Source organism: Enterococcus sp. DIV2449a (assembly GCF_051711225.1).
Lineage (GTDB): Bacteria > Bacillota > Bacilli > Lactobacillales > Enterococcaceae > Enterococcus_D > Enterococcus_D casseliflavus.
Map to the genome: position 1 here is coordinate 3,387,845 of NZ_JBIOME010000001.1, position 17,633 is coordinate 3,405,477.

General features: G+C 44.2%; 13 protein-coding genes. 5 read left to right on the top strand and 8 right to left on the bottom strand.

Annotation, left to right across the window (positions count from 1 at the left end):
• Window positions 1-403: 403 nt before the first annotated feature.
• On the top strand, window positions 404-1,366 hold the full coding sequence (locus tag IGI76_RS16150; RefSeq protein WP_081117227.1) for a biotin--[acetyl-CoA-carboxylase] ligase: 963 nt from the start codon (window positions 404-406) through the stop codon (window positions 1,364-1,366).
• A gap of 395 nt (window positions 1,367-1,761) precedes the next feature.
• Here IGI76_RS16150 and IGI76_RS16155 read toward each other — a convergent pair whose 3' ends face one another.
• The 4 genes from IGI76_RS16155 to pplA form a co-directional block, all read right to left on the bottom strand.
• A complete protein-coding gene (locus IGI76_RS16155) occupies window positions 1,762-3,312 on the bottom strand; it encodes an IS1182 family transposase (protein ID WP_194185553.1) in 1,551 nt (516 codons plus the stop codon).
• Between the two features lie 149 nt (window positions 3,313-3,461).
• Window positions 3,462-4,415, bottom strand: coding sequence for a 1,4-dihydroxy-2-naphthoate polyprenyltransferase (gene menA / locus IGI76_RS16160; RefSeq protein ID WP_015510612.1), 954 nt, complete (start codon window positions 4,413-4,415; stop codon window positions 3,462-3,464).
• Window positions 4,416-4,427: 12 nt separating this feature from the next.
• On the bottom strand, window positions 4,428-5,504 hold the full coding sequence (locus IGI76_RS16165) for an FAD:protein FMN transferase (protein ID WP_005230331.1): 1,077 nt from the start codon (window positions 5,502-5,504) through the stop codon (window positions 4,428-4,430).
• Window positions 5,505-5,768: 264 nt separating this feature from the next.
• On the bottom strand, window positions 5,769-6,707 hold the full coding sequence (gene pplA / locus IGI76_RS16170) for an extracellular electron transfer flavoprotein PplA (protein WP_016608361.1): 939 nt from the start codon (window positions 6,705-6,707) through the stop codon (window positions 5,769-5,771).
• A gap of 270 nt (window positions 6,708-6,977) precedes the next feature.
• Between pplA and IGI76_RS16175 the strand changes: the two genes are divergently transcribed.
• The 4 genes from IGI76_RS16175 to IGI76_RS16190 all read left to right on the top strand — a co-directional run bounded on the left by IGI76_RS16175 (window position 6,978) and on the right by IGI76_RS16190 (window position 11,101).
• The gene (locus IGI76_RS16175; RefSeq protein ID WP_005230327.1) at window positions 6,978-8,918 is read left to right on the top strand and encodes an NAD(P)/FAD-dependent oxidoreductase; all 1,941 of its coding nucleotides are present in this window, start codon (window positions 6,978-6,980) and stop codon (window positions 8,916-8,918) included.
• Window positions 8,919-9,124: 206 nt separating this feature from the next.
• A complete protein-coding gene (locus IGI76_RS16180) occupies window positions 9,125-9,532 on the top strand; it encodes a NusG domain II-containing protein (RefSeq protein WP_010748871.1) in 408 nt (135 codons plus the stop codon).
• A 10-nt stretch (window positions 9,533-9,542) separates the two neighbouring features.
• Window positions 9,543-10,103 carry a Gx transporter family protein gene (locus IGI76_RS16185; protein ID WP_005232987.1) on the top strand — a complete coding sequence of 187 codons (561 nt, stop codon included), beginning with the start codon at window positions 9,543-9,545 and terminating at the stop codon, window positions 10,101-10,103.
• Between the two features lie 11 nt (window positions 10,104-10,114).
• The gene (locus IGI76_RS16190) at window positions 10,115-11,101 is read left to right on the top strand and encodes a polyprenyl synthetase family protein (RefSeq protein WP_081117091.1); all 987 of its coding nucleotides are present in this window, start codon (window positions 10,115-10,117) and stop codon (window positions 11,099-11,101) included.
• 162 nt (window positions 11,102-11,263) lie between these two features.
• Here IGI76_RS16190 and gor read toward each other — a convergent pair whose 3' ends face one another.
• From gor to IGI76_RS16210, 4 genes are all read right to left on the bottom strand, one after another.
• The gene (gor, locus tag IGI76_RS16195; RefSeq protein WP_194185555.1) at window positions 11,264-12,610 is read right to left on the bottom strand and encodes a glutathione-disulfide reductase; all 1,347 of its coding nucleotides are present in this window, start codon (window positions 12,608-12,610) and stop codon (window positions 11,264-11,266) included.
• 93 nt (window positions 12,611-12,703) lie between these two features.
• Window positions 12,704-13,945, bottom strand: a complete 1,242-nt coding sequence (locus IGI76_RS16200; RefSeq protein ID WP_008381725.1) for a peptidase U32 family protein — start codon at window positions 13,943-13,945, stop codon at window positions 12,704-12,706.
• Window positions 13,946-13,958: 13 nt separating this feature from the next.
• The gene (locus IGI76_RS16205) at window positions 13,959-14,879 is read right to left on the bottom strand and encodes a peptidase U32 family protein (RefSeq protein WP_074934236.1); all 921 of its coding nucleotides are present in this window, start codon (window positions 14,877-14,879) and stop codon (window positions 13,959-13,961) included.
• Between the two features lie 269 nt (window positions 14,880-15,148).
• Window positions 15,149-17,629 carry an ATP-dependent Clp protease ATP-binding subunit gene (locus tag IGI76_RS16210; protein ID WP_010748867.1) on the bottom strand — a complete coding sequence of 827 codons (2,481 nt, stop codon included), beginning with the start codon at window positions 17,627-17,629 and terminating at the stop codon, window positions 15,149-15,151.
• Window positions 17,630-17,633 lie beyond the last annotated feature (4 nt).

Consider the following 17,633-nt stretch of genomic DNA (forward strand, 5'->3'; position numbering starts at 1 on the left):
AAGGCTATCCGATTATTTACAAAACTGTAACAAATATTAAATATAGGTTACAGAAAGCATTTTTTGCGGCTTTTAGGCAAAAAAAAACCAAAAATAGAACGGATGCATTGGGCATTTTCTACTTTTGTTTCCTTATTCCTAAGCCGAAACGGACAATATTTCGTTTCTGCTTTTTTCGTTCAGATAGTTTTTGCAACTCCTTATTATACAGACGAAGCACTTTTCTGTCAAGCTTTCATTGGAAGTTACAATGCTTTTCTGACGCACCCATTTCCTAAGATTTTCTAAAGAAAAAAACGAACCGAGTGCGGACTGTTTTTCGTAAGAAACTACTTTGCTTTTTGCCGATTTCTTGCTATGCTAACGAAAACGTTACACGTGAAACATTAGGAAGGATATCCTTATGACGACAAAAGAAAAAATACTGACCTTATTACAAAAAGAAGATACTGTACTGTCCGGAGAAAAACTAGCCCAAGCCTTGTCGATCTCTCGTACAGCAGTCTGGAAAGCCATTAAAGAACTTGAGAAAGAAGGCTATCATTTCGAACACTTGGCCAACGGCTATCGCTTTGTCTCCGCTGACCGCTACGATCAAGCAGCACTTGCAGCCGCCTTGCCGATGATCCCCACGATTCAAATCAAGGATGCTGTTGAGTCCACCATGAAAGAAGCCAAGATCGCCGCTTTGGACAGTGGACTGGCAACCCCCGCCCTTTTTTTGACCGAAACACAAACAGGCGGCCATGGCCGCTTCGAACGACCGTTTTTCTCACCGAAAAAACAAGGAATCTACATGAGCTTGCTCTTAAAACCAAACCAAGCGTTTCAAGAATTGCCGCAATATACCGTTTTGGCTGCGGTGGCAGTCGCAGAAGCCATCGATGCCCTTCTAATGAAGGAAACAGCCCTTAAGTGGGTCAACGATCTGTACTTAGATGGAAAAAAAATCTGCGGTATTTTGTCTGAAGCAACCAGTGACTTTGAAACAGGCCGCATTACCTCGGTTGTTATCGGTATCGGCATCAGTTTTTCGATTCCGCAACAGCAGTTTCCAGCAGAGATTCGGGAAAAAGCGACCTCACTCTTTCCTGGTGAAGAGTATCCAACCTTTTCTCGAGCCGCGTTGATTCAAGAAATTTGGCGTCGGTTCTTCCAATTATTGGCGCAGCTGCCTGACATGGATTATATGGCCCGCTATCGGCAGAAATCCTTCGTTTTGGGCCGCACCGTTCAGTTTACACAACAAGGTGTGACCTATGAAGGAATCGCCAAAGACATTACTAACACCGGTGAATTAGTGGTGGAAACAGCAACGGAGCGCAAGGTGCTTTCTTCTGGAGAAATCAGTTTGGAACGGTATTGATGCTGCAAAAAGTCGCAAATCCGCTTGCTGATTCGCTGCTTTCGTAAGGAATCAGTCAAGCATAAATGCTCCATAAACAGACCTGCTTATTCCGAGGGGTCATACAAAAGAACAACCTAGGCAGCTCCCCTTTCTATCGGGTTTAGCCACTGTCACCAAAACTTTACTGTTGCAATCAGGATCGCTGAGAAAGCGAGCCTCATCTTTTCATACTAAGTAGGATGCTTGTTCTTTTATCATGTCTTTTCTACAGTTTTTATGCGCTCTTTCATTCCCTACATAAAAAAGGGGGCGTGACATAAGTTAACTAGTTACGCTCTCCAAAATATAAGGAGCACTCGAAAATCATGTGATTTTTCGAATGCTCCTTGTTTTTTTTATTCATTTTGGGTAGTTCAAGTACCAATTTTTGTCAATTTCATCATATTGATTGCCGTAATGAGTAAACCCGTCTGTTTTCTGACTTTTTCTAAGCCCCGAACCGTGTATCGAGTGAAACCCAAACAAGCCTTCATAAATCCGAAGACTGTTTCCACGTCGATCTTTCTCCGACCATATATTTTTTGAATTTCAGGCGTTAATAAGCGCTCTTTTTGTTTTTCTTTATGGTATTCCCAAGACGGATTTACAGTGATCTTTCTGCGATTCCCCTTTGGGGTTAAGGCTTCAGGAATGAGCGCTTGGTTCGCATCCGTTTTTTCTGCTTGGTATTCTTTAAAATCTCGGACAAAGCCATCCGCATCTGTTCGTTGACGGTAAGCATGAAAATTAAATCGTACCCCTTTGGGGTCGATGTAAAAGTCCTCCTTAGGCTCATAATCCCAATTCATTACTTTCCGATCATCTGTCTGCCATTTCTTGCTTTGTTCTTTAAACATCGTTCCATAAGGAATCAGTGCAGTATGCTGGGGAAGTTCATCTTCTATATAGCGGTAATTGCTTTCTGAACCATAGCCTGCATCGGCGACCAAATAATGAGGGGACTTTTGTGCAATCTTCATCTTTTCCAGTAATGGTTTCAATGTCTTAGTGTCTGTTGGGTTTTGAAAGACATCGTAGCCGAGTACAAATTGATTACAAGTAGCGAACTGCAGGTTATACGCAGGCTTAAGTTGGCCATTTTTCATAGGGTCTTCTTTTACGCGCATGAATGTCGCATCATGATCAGTTTTTGAATAACTGTTTCTTGTCCCATAAGTAGAAAACTGCGTTTGATGTTCCAGAAGTTTTTCTCGTTTTGTATTTAATTTGCGTACTTGGCTTTTCAACGTTCGCCGTTGTTGTTTCGCTGGATTTGGCGAAAGACGTTTCGTTGCCTCAACTTCTTTTTCTAGTTCTTCCAGACGTAGTTCCATCCGTGTTAACAGTTCATCTATCATGTCTACTGTCAAGGACGTCCCTTCGGGAATCTGTTTCAGGGCATACGCTTCTCTTAGTTCCGTCATCATAGTAAGCAGTTTTTCGCGATTCATTTGATCGAATCGGATCGTGTTTTTCTTCCAGACAAAGCTGTACTTATTCGCATCTGCCAAGATTTTTGTACCGTCAATAAACAACGCATCATCAATCAGATTCCGTGCACGCAGATACTCTGTCAACTGATCTAAGCCTTTATTGGTCAACTCCTGCACATCGTTAGATACACAAAAACGGGCGATCGTTCGATAAGTTGGAACCCGTTCTTGCGTCAACCAACGAGCATAGAGGTTTTCTTCAGCTAAGCGTTCAATCTTGCGACTTGTAAAGGTTTCTCGTGTATACGCAAAAAGAACCAACTTCATCATGGCACCTAAATCATATTCTCTTGGTCGACCAAAAAGATAGGGGTCATTAATCTGAAGCGCTTCGACCAGTTCATGGATAAAAACGGCGACATGATTTTCTTTTGGAGAAAATGAAGTAGATAGATCCAAAGTGAGTTGATTCATGTTATAATTAGTATACATTTTGTTTAGTCCTTTCAGGATTAAATGATGGGGCATTGGCGGCAACCGGTGCTCCTTTTTATTTTACCCAAAAAACCGCAAGAAATGAACGATTTCTCGTCATTTCTTGCGGTTTTCTTCTATGGACTTATGTCACAGTCCCTTTTCTTTTACAGCAATTGCCACAGCAGGCACAAAAGCAAGCCCAAGGCATAGCTGCTGTTGAATAAAATCATGTTTTTAATCGAATAGCCGAAGCTACGTGGGTGCGGCAGGCTGGCTTGATGTTCTTTCAAGTTTTGGCGGATTTTTGGCAGTGTCAGAAACACGAGCAATATCGGCCATTGAAAGAGTCCAAACAAGAGGCCCAATAAAATAGCGGCATAAGACGCCAACATCATGCCTTGAAACAGACGGATACCTGCTTCGCGACCGATGTAGTACACCAGCGTATAGCGATGGTTTTCGATATCAGCTTCCAGATCCCGTAAATTATTGGCTAACATGATGTCAGCAATCGTGAAAATCAACGGCAAGGATGCCAACACGATGGCGCACACGGCCCAGAGGTTCCCCACTAAGCCAAAGGTTCCGTTCGCAAAATCCAGTGCCAGATAAAACACTTTTTGATCAATGGTATTGATATAGATCGTGATGGCAAAAATCCCTAATCCCATCGTTACACCGCTGAATACCTCGCCTAAAGGCATCCGAGATAACGGAATGGGGCCAAAGGTATAAAAGACCCCGATAAAACAAACCACCAGCCCCATCACTAGCAGCAGCCAGCCGGTAACAAAGGTCAAGTAAAGACCGATCAGTAAGGTTCCTGCCAGCATCGCAAAAATCAGATTGCGAACAGTAGCTTCTGAGATGTTTTCGCGCCCGATCACATTGTGCTGGTATTTGTAGGTCTCTGATTTGGCTTTTTTGAAATCCATATAATTGTTGATGGACGTCGTCGTCAAATCAAACAGCAGCATCCCCAGAAAAAAAATCACAGTATTCAACGGATGAAATTCATGAAAATACACCAACGAGAACAACACACCCATAATGAAGGGGAAGACACTCGCCACCTTGGTGCGGATCTCCACCACTTCTAAAAACACTGAAAGAGACATCTTTCACTCCTCCTATTCTAAATCAGCACGATCACCCATCGTGTAGCCTGATTCCTCTGAAAGCTCAAAGGTATCTTTGATGCCGTCTGTTACGTACACTTTATCTTCTTTTGTGATAAAGATCGCATCGGTTCCCTTTTCGGTATGCTGTTCGATATAAGCCAAGCCTTCTTTGACTCCTTTATCAAACGCCACCGTAGTCAACCCGTCACCATCGATGGATTTGTCAGTGATCACAGTCACACTTGCTACATCGCTATCGTAAGGATAGCCAGTCTCAGAATCAAAAATATGGTGATACGTTTTGCCGTCTACTTCTAAGTAGCGTTCGTAGATCCCTGAAGTAACTACTGTTTTATTGGTTTCTTTGATACTGCCGATAATCGAGCCGCGAGATTTGTTTGGATCTTGGATTCCGACATTCCATGGCTCATCTGCACCGCGGTTGCTATGACCTAACACATAGACATTCCCGCCCAAATCGACGATCGCGGAAGTCACGCCATTGTCCTTCAGCACTTTGACGACTTCATCCGTGATGTAGCCTTTGGCGATCGCCCCAAGGTCAAGGATCATGTCCTTGTCTTTTAAATACACCGTGTGGTCTTCGTCGTTAAACTCGACTTGTTCATAATTGATATGTTTCAACGCTTCATCGATCTCAGATTGTTCTGGCTTGCGGGCATCATCAAAGCCGATTCGCCACAATTGGGTGATCGCACCGATGGCCATATTAAAGCCGCCTTCTGATTTCACACTATAATCATAGGCTTCTTTCAACAAATAATAGATATCATCTGAGACCTTCACTGGCTTGATGCCAGCTTGCGCATTGATTTCATCGATCTCTGACCCTGCTTGGTTGATGGTGATTTTATCGCCTAACTCTCTGATGCGGTCAAAGGCAGGCTTCATAGCGTCCTCTTTGCCTTCATCATAAATGCGAATCCGAGTATACGTGCCTAATAAAAATTCTTCTTGAAAATATGGTTCTTCGCGCAGCGTCGTTGCTTCCTGATCACTGCCACAGGCTGCCAACATTGTGCCTAAAAAAACAAACATCAGAAAAAACGTTACTTTCTTTTTCATGATTTTCCTCTTTTCTATTGTCTTCAACCTTCATATAATAGCCTTTTTTTGGCAGAATGAAAAGGGGCATTCCGTGATTCCTCAACGTATTTTAGGAATCCTTAATCGAACCTTTTCTTCTTTGTAAAAAACAGTTCTTTTTTTAAAAAACCTTCCCACCAGATTGCTTCCTTTTGCACGAACTTGCTTTTGTGACCTTGTTGCCCACGAAAAAAGGACAGCACTCAAAACGAATGCTGTCCTCTTCATGGAAAGAAGTTGTGATTATTCAGTAACGAAGTTATCCACTTCGATTGTTGTTTGGTCGCCTTTTTCAGCGGCATTCAACAATTGTTGTGCATAGATAACAAAGCTGTGGAAGCTGTGGGTTGCCCCTGAAACAACATCCATGTCTGCCACAGAGCCGTCTTCGGCATTGACTGCAGAAACAAAGGCTTCATTGAAGTTTGGAATGAACTCTTCTGGACTTGTACCAGATTTTGCTTCCATGTTTTCGTTGTATGATGCATCATCTTTTTTCGACTCGCCTGCTTCGTTTAGGTAGTCGTAGTTTGATTCAGAGATTTTGCCGTCAGCTACAGTCATTGAGAAGACTACGCGGTAACCGTTTGAGTAGTTCTTTTCTTCTAATGTATAGGTTCCGTCTTTCAAGTCGGCACCATTGTCGATTTCAATGGTTTCCGTGTTGCCTGCTTGCGCCGCTTGAATCAATTGTTGTGCATAGTTTTGGAAGGAATCAAAGGAATGAGTCGCGCCAGAAACTACTTCGATTGAAGAAGGGCTTTGTGCGGCAACTAACTCTTCATTGAATTTAGGAATAAATTCTTCTGGGCTGATGCCTGCTTTTTCTTTCATTGTTTCATTGTATTCAGTGTTTTCTGTTTTTGATTCGCCATCCGCATTGACGTTGTCATATTTTGATTCAACGATTTTGCCGTCTTTGACTGTGATCTCAAATGTGACACGGTAGTCGTTTTTATAGTTCTTTTCTTCTAAACGATACGTACCATCTTGCATTGGCTCGCCTGCAACGACGGTTGCTTCTGAGCTTTCTGTAGTTGCAGAATCGCTTGCAGAAGTTTGTGATGTACTTTCACTAGTTGACGAAGAACCTGTATTGTTGTCGTCTGCTCCGCATCCCCCTAACAATAATGCTGCGAATGAAAATACCGCCATACCTACAATCAATTTCTTTGCTTTCATAATTATCCACCTTTTACTTGTTTATTTTCCCCACAAAAAAGTTTGTGATACATCTAACATTGTAAAGTAAATTTACGAGATGTCAACCGCTTCCTTTCCGCTTTTTCAATAAAAAATGACTTATTTTTTGATTTTCGCAAGTTTTCACGAATTTCAGGAAATATGCGTTTTTTTCATCAGAATCGTTAGACAAATGAACCATTTGTCTATATAATAGGAACGATTGTGTAATTATTATCATAGATTATTTTTATTAAGGAGAGATTTGCAATGGCAAAGAAAAACATTGTCGTTGTCGGTGCCGGTTATGCAGGCGTTTCTGCTACGAAGTACATGGCAAAGAAATTGAAAAAAGACAATGATGTTGAGATAACATTGATCGACCGTCACTCTTATCATACGATGATGACTGAACTGCATGAAGTCGCTGGAGGACGTGTAGAACCTACCGCAATTCAATATGACTTGCAGCGCTTGTTCTCACGCAAGAAAAATGTTCGTTTAGTAACCGATACAGTAACTGGGATCGATAAAGAAAATAAAACCGTCCAAACAAAATTAGGCAGCTATTCATTTGATTACTTGATCTTAGGGATGGGTGGCGAACCGAATGACTTCGGTACACCTGGTGTCAAAGAAAATGGCTTTACTCTATGGTCATTTGACGATGCTGTCCGCATTCGCGAACACATTGAAAAAACTGTCGCAAAAGCAGCGATCGAACCAGATGCAGCATTACGTAAAGCAATGTTGACGTTTGTCGTTTGTGGTTCTGGATTTACTGGGATCGAAATGATCGGTGAACTGATCGATTGGAAAGATCGTTTAGCTTCCGATTATAAATTGGACCCAAGTGAAATCAGCTTGAAAGTCGTTGAAGCAATGCCAACGATCTTAAACATGCTTGATCGTAACGATGCAGCCAAAGCAGAACGTTACTTGAAGAAAAACAATGTTGATCTTGTCTTGAATGCACCAATCGTTGAAGTGGCACCTGACCACATCAAACTAAAAGATGGTTCAACGATCCCAACCCACACATTGATCTGGACTGCCGGCGTCAAAGGAACTAGCGATGCTGCTGATTTCGGTTTAGAAACCGCTCGTGGTTTCCGTCTAGTTGCCAATGAGTACATGGAAGCAAAAGGCTACGAAGACAAAAACATCTATATTATTGGTGACTTGGTTTACTTCGAAGAATTCCCGAACACACCAACACCACAAATCGTGCAAGCAGCTGAACAAACTGGGCACACTGCAGCAACGAATATCGTTTCAGCCATCAAAGGCGGCGAAAAACATAAATTCAAAGGAAACTACCAAGGATTTATGGTTTCCATCGGTGCCAAATGGGGCGTGGCGAACTTATTCAATAAGATTCACCTGAGCGGTTTCTTAGCGATCATTATGAAACATATCGTTAACTTGAAATACTTCTTTGATATTCGTTCTGGTTACTACATGTTCCAATACTTGATGCATGAAATCTTCCACATCAAAGATGACCGGACAGTCGCTCGTGGTCATACGTCTCGTTACGGAAACGTCTTGTGGAGTGTTCCGCTTCGTATTTTCTATGGTCTTGTCTGGTTCGTTGAAGCCTTCAAGAAAATTTTGGGTACGAATGGGGAAGTCTTCAAACCTGGTACTTGGTTCGGTGAAGGTTCTTGGTTCCAAGGCAACAGCGTTTTCCCTTGGACTTGGGAATACCAAACAGTCGCTGATGCAGCAAGTGGTGCTAGTGAAGCAGCCGATGCAGCAAGTGCCGCTAGTGGTGCCGGTGAAGCAGCCGATGCAGCGACACAAGCCGCACACTTCGGTTTGAGCTATGCCTACGGTGAGCAACCAATGATCGTGATTGAAAAATCACCTGACTGGTTCACAAAAGTTATGCAATTTATCATGCCAAACAACGACGTTGCAATGTTCTTCCAAAAATTCATGGTCTTCTTTGAAATTGCTTTAGCTCTTGCATTGATGGCTGGTCTCTTCACTTGGTTAGTAAACGCAACGACTATCGTTTTAGTGTTGACTTTCTGTATGTCTGGTATGTTCTACTGGGTAAACATCTGGTTCATTCCAGTTGCATTTGCCTTGATGAACGGTTCAGGACGCGCAGTCGGTTTAGACCGTTGGGTAATCCCATGGTTGCAACGTACCCTTGGAAAATGGTGGTACGGTACCCCTCGCTCCTTATATGGCAATAAATAAGCCAGCAAAATAGAATACCTGTACGACTTCATGAGACTAAGACATTCTGATTTTCAATCAGTGTCTTGGTCTCTTTCCAAGTACAGAACTTTTTCTTGATCGTCCTTGCACAGAAATCGGTGGATTATTGAGGATTCAGCTAGTAGAATCTTGTCTTCTTATGCTAGAATGAGACACATCACATGAAAGAACAGGAGTCTTTTTTGATGAAATTAAAAGAATTTATCCGCGATGCCCATTTAAAACCATGGGATGGCGTCATCATACTTGTTTTGATCCTCAGCTCTTTTTTACCGATTTTTATTTTTGGCCAGACGCAAACAGCGGACAAAGAAGCCGTCTTGCGGGTCGATGGGACAGAAATCAAGCGTTTTGACTTAGTTGAAGGTCAAAAAACGTACACCTATCTTTATGAAGATGAAGATGGCGATACCAATTTACTGGAGATCGAAGGGGATCGGATCCGAATCAAGGAAGCCGATTGCGGCGACCAGATTTGTGTCCGCCGTGGCTGGGCCAGTAAAAATGGGGAAACCATCGTCTGTCTGCCTCATAAATTGGTGATCGAAATCCAAGCCGCAGATGGGAGTGAGACCGACGATCTAATCTATTGATCGTTTGCTTATGAGTCGATTACAACGAATAATTTTCATCTCACTGCTGGTCGCCCAAGGGGTCGTGATTGGTTTAGTTGAAAATATGATCCCTTATCCATTTGCCTTTGCGCCTGGTGCGAAACTAGGTTTGGCAAATTTAATTACCATTATTGCTTTGTTCACCATGCCAAAAAAAGACAGCTTTCTCTTGATTTGGCTAAGACTGATCTTAACGACGTTACTAGGAGGAACGGTTTCGACCTTCTTATATAGTATGAGCGGTTCCTTACTGAGCTACTTTGGGATGTCTTTGGTGAAACAGTTGGGGCCTAAGCGTGTCAGTATCATCGGCATTAGTGCGGCCGGCGGGTTCTTACACAACGTCGGACAGTTGATCACTGCCTCATGGATCGCTCAATCCTGGAGCGTGATGCTCTACTTGCCGGTCCTGTCTTTCTTTGGGATCTTGTCCGGGATCGCTATCGGGATCGCCGCCAACTACTTGCTGCGCCGTGTCGAAACACTGCGCCGTTTTCAAATTGATTATGAACGCCAGACCAAAGTCAAATGGCGCTCGGATTCAGAATAAAGGAGTTAATTATGAAACTTCATTCCATGTGGCAAGAGTATCCAGCACTGCAAGCTGACTTATCTGCCTCCTTGCAATTGATGGAAAAATCATTAAAACTAAAAAACAAAGAGGTCGAACAAGCGATCCTGTCCATGATCCATTCAGGTGGGAAACTGCTGCGTCCTGCTTATCAGCTGCTCTTTTCTGCTTATGGCAGCGACAAAGATCGCGAAAAAGCCGTCGCATTGGCGGCCTCGATCGAAATGCTCCACACTGCCTCGTTGATCCACGACGATATCGTCGATCATGCGGACACCCGCCGCAAGCTGCCGACCATTCGTTCCGAATTTGGCAACGATGTCGCTGTCTATGCTGGTGATTACCTCTTCGTCTGCTGCTTTAAATTGATGGCCGATTATGCCAGCTCCATGAAAAGCTTGCAGATGAATTCCCGTAGTATGGAAAAAATCCTGGCCGGCGAATTAGGACAAATGAGCAAACGATACGATTTGTCCGTCACTGTCGAGGATTACTTAGAAAACATTCGCGGCAAAACCGCTGAGTTGTTTGCTTTAAGCTGCTTCATCGGGGCTTACGAAAGCGGCACCTCCTTGCGCTTTGCCAATCAAGCCCGTGAGATCGGTGAAGCCATTGGTCTTGCCTTTCAAATCATGGATGACGTCTTGGATTACAGCCAAGATGCGGCTGCTTTAGGGAAACCAGTATTGGAAGATGTTCGGCAAGGCGTCTATTCCCTGCCGCTGTTAATGGCACTGAAAAGTGACCGCCAACAGCTGCTCCCATTGTTGGAAAAACAAGACGCTATGACGGACACCGACACCCACGAAATCTATCGGATCGTCCAAGAAAGTGCTGGGATCGAGGAAGCCAAGAAACTCGCAGCCGACTATACGAAAAAAGCTTTGCAGGCGATCCAGAAATTACCTGAGACCAAAGATGAAACCAAAACGTATCTTTACCAGATCACTGCTCAGATCCTTGGGCGTCAGAACTGATCAAGGATCTAGCAAAAGCCTAGCAGCTGGAATCATACTGAAATAAGTCCCCAAGGTTAGATTTTTGATCTACCTTTGGGGGCTTTTTAGTTGATAGATAAAATTTTATACGCAAAAAAAGCCTCAACTGACAAATCATCTGTCAGTTGAGGTTTTTTTCTTTTAACGCATCGTCACAAATTCTTCTGACCCTGTCGGATGAATGGCAACGGTTTGATCAAAGTCTGCTTTTGTAGCACCCATTTTGATGGCTACAGCGAAGCCTTGCAGCATTTCATCGACACCGATCCCGATGCCGTGCAGACCGATGATTTTTTCTTCTTTTCCTAAGCACACCAATTTCATCTCACATTTTTGGCGATACTCATTTAAAGCAAAGTACATCGGTGTAAAGCGCGAGCGATACACCTTTATCTGCTCTTGGCCGTATTTTGCCAAGGCTGCTTCTTCGGATAAACCAATCGTGGCAATCGGTGGATGAGTAAAGATGACCGTCGGTACTAAGTGATAATCCAAGTACGCATCGCTTTGACCGTTGAACAAGCGTTCAGACAAGCGACGACCGGCGGCGATCGCAACCGGCGTTAAATCCAGTTTTCCGATGACATCGCCCACCGCAAAAATCGAGTCAGCTGTGGTATTTTGATATTTGTCCACAATGATAAACCCTTTTTCATCCAATTGGACATCGGTGTTTTCCAGACCTAACTTATCCGTATTCGGCACACGACCACCAGCAAAAAGGACGCAATCGCCGGTCAAGGTTTCGCCATTTTCAAAGTGAACGATATACTCGTCACCTTCTTTAATGATACGAGAGGCCACGTAGCCTGCATAAGTTTCGATTCCTGATTCTTGGTACATCTCCACGAGATTATCCGCAAGCATCCTGTCAAAGGTTCGTAATGGCCGCTCTTTGCGGTACGCCCAAGCCACTTGGCTGCCCAGCTGTTGGCTGACACCGCTGATTTCGGCTGCGATGTAGCCTGCCCCTAAGACGACCATACGCTTTGGTGCTTCTCGCAACGCAAAAAAACCATTCGAGTCAATGGCGTACTCACCGCCGGGAATATTCATCACGCTAGGTTTTCCACCGGTGGCAATCAAAATCTTTGCTGCATGGTAGTTTTCCCCATTGACGGTAACCGTGTGGTTATCCACAAACTGTGCATAACCGTGGATAACTTCTACGTTGTTGCTGTCTAAGCCTTTTTGATAGGCTGTGTGTAAAAAATCAATGTATTTTTCACGGTTATCCACAAGCTCAGTAAAATTAAATTTATCCACATGTGGATAAATGCCGTAGCTAGTTGCGTCCCGTTTGATCATTTCTAACATCTCACTGGCTTGCCACATGACTTTTTTCGGTACACAACCGACATTGACACAGGTGCCGCCTAATTCATTGCCTTCGATCAATAATACTTTGGCGCCGTGCATCCCTGCCCGATTGGCTGAGGCGATTCCGCCACTGCCGCCACCAATTACTATGTAGTCGTATGTTTCCATATTTGTTGTTTCCTCCTTAAAATTGTCTATGTTCTCATCGATCCTTTTTGGCTGGATTGATTCAACAAAAAAAGCCGAGAGAAACTCTCGACCTTATTTTTTCTTCCGAATCATGTCTCCGACTTCCACCGGTTCTTTGACCGGCATCGTCAACAGCATCATAGGATTTGGTGCACGATCGATGGATTCACCGTCTTCATTATACATGACTTCGACGGTTTGGTGAAAGTGATGGAATCCGGGACCGTAAAATTCGATTTCATCGCCAACGGAAAAGTGGTTCCGTTGCCGAATCGTAGCTGTTTTTGTTGCCGGATCATACGCCATGACTTCCCCAATAAATTTGTATTGCGGAATTTTCCGACGCGGACCAAACAACTGCTCATTTTCACTTGGGGTATCGTAGTAAAAGCCTGACGCAAGCTCTCGCTGCGCAACTTTCCACAGTTCATCGATCCATTCTTGTTTGCAGACATAGTTCTCTGGATCGGCCATGTAACTGTCCACGGCTGCTTTATAAACGTTCGCCACGGTTGAAACATAGTGGATCGATTTCATGCGGCCTTCGATTTTGAAACTATCCACGCCGTTTTCAATCAAATCCGGGATATGTTCGATCATCGACATATCCACAGCACTCATGGAAAACTCTTCTTCCACTGTCCCGTTTTTAGTCAAACTGTTTCGTTCCGTTGCAAAGGGCATGTCAAACAGATCATATTTCCAGCGGCAAGATTGCGAACAGCCGCCGCGATTGGCGTCTCGCATCGACATATGATTGGACAAAGTACAACGGCCAGAATAAGAAATACACATGGCGCCATGAATAAAGGCTTCGATCTCCACGCTAGTATTTTTGCGGATCTCAGCGACTTCCTCCATGGACACTTCTCGGGCGAGAACGACCCGTTCTAGACCTTCTTCCCGCCAAAATTCCAATGTTTCATAGTTCGTGGCACTAGCTTGGGTGGACAAATGGATCGGTAGACCTGGCGCTTCTGTTGCGCAGATCTGGATCAAAGCGGGATCAGAAACGATCACTGCCGAAATACCGACATCTCGCAATTCCCGAAAGAATTCCCCTGCACCTTCTTGATTGCCCTCATGGGTCACCATGTTGGCTGCTACATAGACTTTTGCGTTGTGGGCTTTGGCAAAAGCCACCCCTTCCGCCATTTCTTCATAGGTAAAGTTTCCCGCGCGACTCCGTAGACCATAGGCATTGCCGCCGATATAGACAGCGTCAGCGCCATAGTGGATCGCTGTTTTTAATTTTTCTAACGTACCAGCTGGTGCTAACACTTCTGGTCGTTTCAATGCTTGTTTAACGGTCATTTGTTCTTGCTCCTTACTTGATATCGTCAGGATCGATGGCATAAAATCCAGTGTCCAACCCACGTTCTGCTGGATGAAGTTGGGCAACTTGTTCACTGAGCACAGTTGCTTGCTCTGCTTGCCACTTCCCACTTTCCACAAGGCTCTTGGCTTGGGCAAACAGCTTAGCAATTGCCACAAAGGCAGCCCCTCGTGTATAGATTCCGTCCAGCTTCCAGGTTTGAAAGCCTGTTGCGGCTAATTCCCCCAGCTGCAGCATCAGATTGATGTCGTTATTGGCAAAAATGTGCGTGCCGTGGCTATCTTCATAAATGGAATAGTGAGTTTCTTCTTTTTTCGGTTCAGATAAAAACAACCCACGGTCGTGGTTCTTTTCTTCCGATTGTTGGGTATAGTTATAATAATTTTGTAAAAGCGGACGCTTCGATTGGTGAATGCAGGTAGCACCATAAACCAATACTTCCACAGGAATATTTAGTTGTGGTGCCATGATTTTCATTTCCTCGAAAGGAACTTCTCGCGCTAAAACGGCTGCCTTTGCTCCTTTTTGTCCCCAAAAATTGATTTGACGAGCGCTCGTTACTAAGGTTTCCCCTGCATAAATAAATGGCACGGCACATTCTGGATTTTGCTTCATGCGGTAAATGATCCCAGGATCTCCGAGAGCGATTTGATCGGCTTGATTGGTCTTCAGAAATGCTAGGTATTCTGGAATCCGCTTCATTTTTTCTGGATGCATGATGCCATTGACTGCGATCGTCACTTTCTTTCCAGCTTCGTGGGCCATGTCGATCAGTCTGATTTGCTCTTCACGAGAAAAAGAGGCCGGTAGGCGCAGCCCGAATGTCTCTTCTCCAAAAAACAATGTATCAACATAAGGGATGAGCTGCTGTGCTTGCTCGATCGATTCCACCGTGGCGATAATCTCAACCATAATACTCCTCCTTTTTTCAACTCATTCATAGTATCACACAGAAGGATTCTTTCCAAGAGGTCTCGTTACTCTTTTTTTCACGAATATCGCTTTTTCCGTTAATCAACCGTTGTCATAAAGCTATTTAGAAGGATATTTTTTTGTGAATCATCAATCATAATTAATAGAGATCACTTGATCACTACTAGACATAGCAAGACAAAAAAGCGACGTTTCTATGGATGCCGATTGCTCGACCATAGAAACGCCGCTGCCGTTATTGGCTCGACTTAAACTTGTTGCAAGACACGTGCTTGTCCCTCTTTGACATTGAGAGTGATCGATCCTTTGGAAGCACCAATCGTCACTTTGTCACCTAAATGAATTTGTCCTGATAGGAGTGCTTCACTTAAACGGTCTTCGACTTCTTTTTGCAATGCTCGACGAATCGGCCGTGCCCCATATTCTGGATCAAAACCAGCTTTACCGATCACATCGATGGCAGATGGCGTGATCTTCAATTGGATGTCTTGGTTGCTTAACCGTTTGATGATCGCTTTGCTCATAATCTTCACGATTTCGTGGATCTCCCCTTCACCTAAGGATTGGAAGACCACTGTTTCATCCACACGGTTCAAGAACTCTGGACGGAAGGCTTTTTTCAGCTCTTCTAAGATCCGTTTTTGCATCGCTTGGTGATCTTTCGTTAAATCAGTGACATTGAATCCAACGCTTTTTTCTTCGCGGATTTGTTGGGCACCGATATTAGAAGTCATGATCAAAATCGTGTTGCGGAAATCGACCTTCCGACCTTTGGCATCCGTCAAATGTCCATCATCTAGCACTTGCAAGAGGATATTGAAGACATCGGGATGGGCTTTTTCCACCTCGTCCAATAAGATGACGGAGTAAGGTTTTGAACGGATTTTTTCCGTCAATTGCCCACCTTCGTCATAGCCGACATAGCCTGGCGGTGAACCGATCAAACGGCTCGTGCTGTATTTTTCCATAAATTCGGACATATCGACACGAACCAAGGCATCTTCACTACCAAACATCGCTTCTGCTAAGGCTTTGGCAAGCTCGGTTTTCCCGACACCGGTCGGGCCTAAGAACATGAAGGAACCAATTGGGCGGTTGGGGTCTTTCAACCCACTGCGGGCACGACGGATCGAACGAGCGACTGCTTTGACCGCTTCTTCTTGGCCAACTACCCGTTGATGCAAGATCTTTTCAAGATCCAACAAGCGTTCGCTTTCTTTTTTCTCCATCTGTTGCAAAGGTACACCAGTCCATTGGGAAACGACCGTGGCAACATCTTCTGCAGTAACACTATCGGCATAGCCTGACGCTTCTTTGACTTCCATAAACGCCACTTCCGTCAGTTGTTGGGTCAATTTCTTTTCCTTGATTCGCAGACGAGCTGCTGCTTCAAAATCTTGCTGGCGAATGGCTGCTTCTTTTTCTTCGATCAAGTTAGCGATCTCGTTTTGTAGATCTGCCAATTCCGAACTTTCATCGGTTTTGTCTAGACGCACTTTGGCTGCTGATTCATCCATCAAATCGATGGCTTTATCTGGTAATTGGCGCGAATTGATGTAACGTACGGACAATTGCACAGCGGCGTGTAACGCATCATCAGAAATTTCCACCCCATGATGTTCTTCATAACGAGGTCGCAAGCCGCGCAAAATTTCTTCCGCTTCTTCTGGTGTTGGTTCATCGACTTGCACTCGGGCAAAACGGCGTTCTAACGCAGAATCTTTTTCAATGTATTTTTGGTACTCATCTAATGTCGTGGCACCGATGGTTTGCAATTCTCCACGGGCTAAGGCTGGTTTCAAAATATTCGAGGCATCAATCGCCCCTTCGGCTCCGCCGGCCCCAATCAGTGTATGCAATTCATCAATGAATAAGATGATTTGACCATCTTGATAGATCTCATCGATGATTTTTTTCATTCGGTCCTCAAATTCTCCACGGTATTTCGTTCCAGCAACTAAAGCCCCCATGTCCAGCATCATCAACCGTTTGTTTTGCATGTCTTCTGGGACTTCCCCATTGATGATTTTTTGGGCTAAGCCTTCGGCGATCGCGGTTTTCCCAACACCAGGTTCCCCAACGAGAACAGGGTTGTTTTTGGTCCGACGGCTAAGGATCTGGATCAGCCGTTTGACTTCTTTGGCACGACCGACAACAGGATCTAGCCGTTTTTCACGGGCTAATTTGGTCAAATCACGGGCTAAGGAATCCAAGGTCGGTGTTCCTTGCTGCGCTTTGGCTTGGGCTGGACGACGACGACCAGCACTTCCGTTGGTTTTGCTTTCATTGAAGCCCATTTTTTTCTTCAAAAGCTGACGCATTTTCGCGAGACTCAAGCCGAGATTCAGCATGATTCGTGAAGCCAAAATATCTTCGTCTCTTAATAAGCCTAATAATAGATGTTCGGTACCGATCTGTGGTGCCCCTAAACGCTTGGCTTCATCCCCTGCATAAGCAAATGTATGTTTTGCTCGTGGTGAATACGCGAGATAGGCGTTTTCTGGGTATTGACGAACGGTGCCATACCCTGTTAAATGTTCGATTTCTTCACGAATATCGTTTTCTGTGATATTCATTTCCCGTAACGTTTTGCCAGCGATCCCGTTTTGTTCAATGACCAGTGCCAATAGAATATGTTCAGAACCTACCGCTTGGTGCTTAAAGTATTTTGCTTCTTCTTGGGCGATAGCCAAAACGGCTTTCGCGCGTTGGGTGAATAATTCATCCATCTCT

Excerpts from the sequence above, each read along its gene's own strand:
- IGI76_RS16150 (WP_081117227.1), top strand. The coding sequence starts at position 404 with ATGACGACAAAAGAAAAAATACTGACCTTATTACAAAAAGAAGATACT.
- IGI76_RS16155 (WP_194185553.1), bottom strand. The coding sequence starts at position 3,312 with ATGTATACTAATTATAACATGAATCAACTCACTTTGGATCTATCTACT.
- menA (WP_015510612.1), bottom strand. The coding sequence starts at position 4,415 with ATGTCTCTTTCAGTGTTTTTAGAAGTGGTGGAGATCCGCACCAAGGTG.
- IGI76_RS16165 (WP_005230331.1), bottom strand. The coding sequence starts at position 5,504 with ATGAAAAAGAAAGTAACGTTTTTTCTGATGTTTGTTTTTTTAGGCACA.
- pplA (WP_016608361.1), bottom strand. The coding sequence starts at position 6,707 with ATGAAAGCAAAGAAATTGATTGTAGGTATGGCGGTATTTTCATTCGCA.
- IGI76_RS16175 (WP_005230327.1), top strand. The coding sequence starts at position 6,978 with ATGGCAAAGAAAAACATTGTCGTTGTCGGTGCCGGTTATGCAGGCGTT.
- IGI76_RS16180 (WP_010748871.1), top strand. The coding sequence starts at position 9,125 with ATGAAATTAAAAGAATTTATCCGCGATGCCCATTTAAAACCATGGGAT.
- IGI76_RS16185 (WP_005232987.1), top strand. The coding sequence starts at position 9,543 with ATGAGTCGATTACAACGAATAATTTTCATCTCACTGCTGGTCGCCCAA.
- IGI76_RS16190 (WP_081117091.1), top strand. The coding sequence starts at position 10,115 with ATGAAACTTCATTCCATGTGGCAAGAGTATCCAGCACTGCAAGCTGAC.
- gor (WP_194185555.1), bottom strand. The coding sequence starts at position 12,610 with ATGGAAACATACGACTACATAGTAATTGGTGGCGGCAGTGGCGGAATC.
- IGI76_RS16200 (WP_008381725.1), bottom strand. The coding sequence starts at position 13,945 with ATGACCGTTAAACAAGCATTGAAACGACCAGAAGTGTTAGCACCAGCT.
- IGI76_RS16205 (WP_074934236.1), bottom strand. The coding sequence starts at position 14,879 with ATGGTTGAGATTATCGCCACGGTGGAATCGATCGAGCAAGCACAGCAG.
- IGI76_RS16210 (WP_010748867.1), bottom strand. The coding sequence starts at position 17,629 with ATGGATGAATTATTCACCCAACGCGCGAAAGCCGTTTTGGCTATCGCC.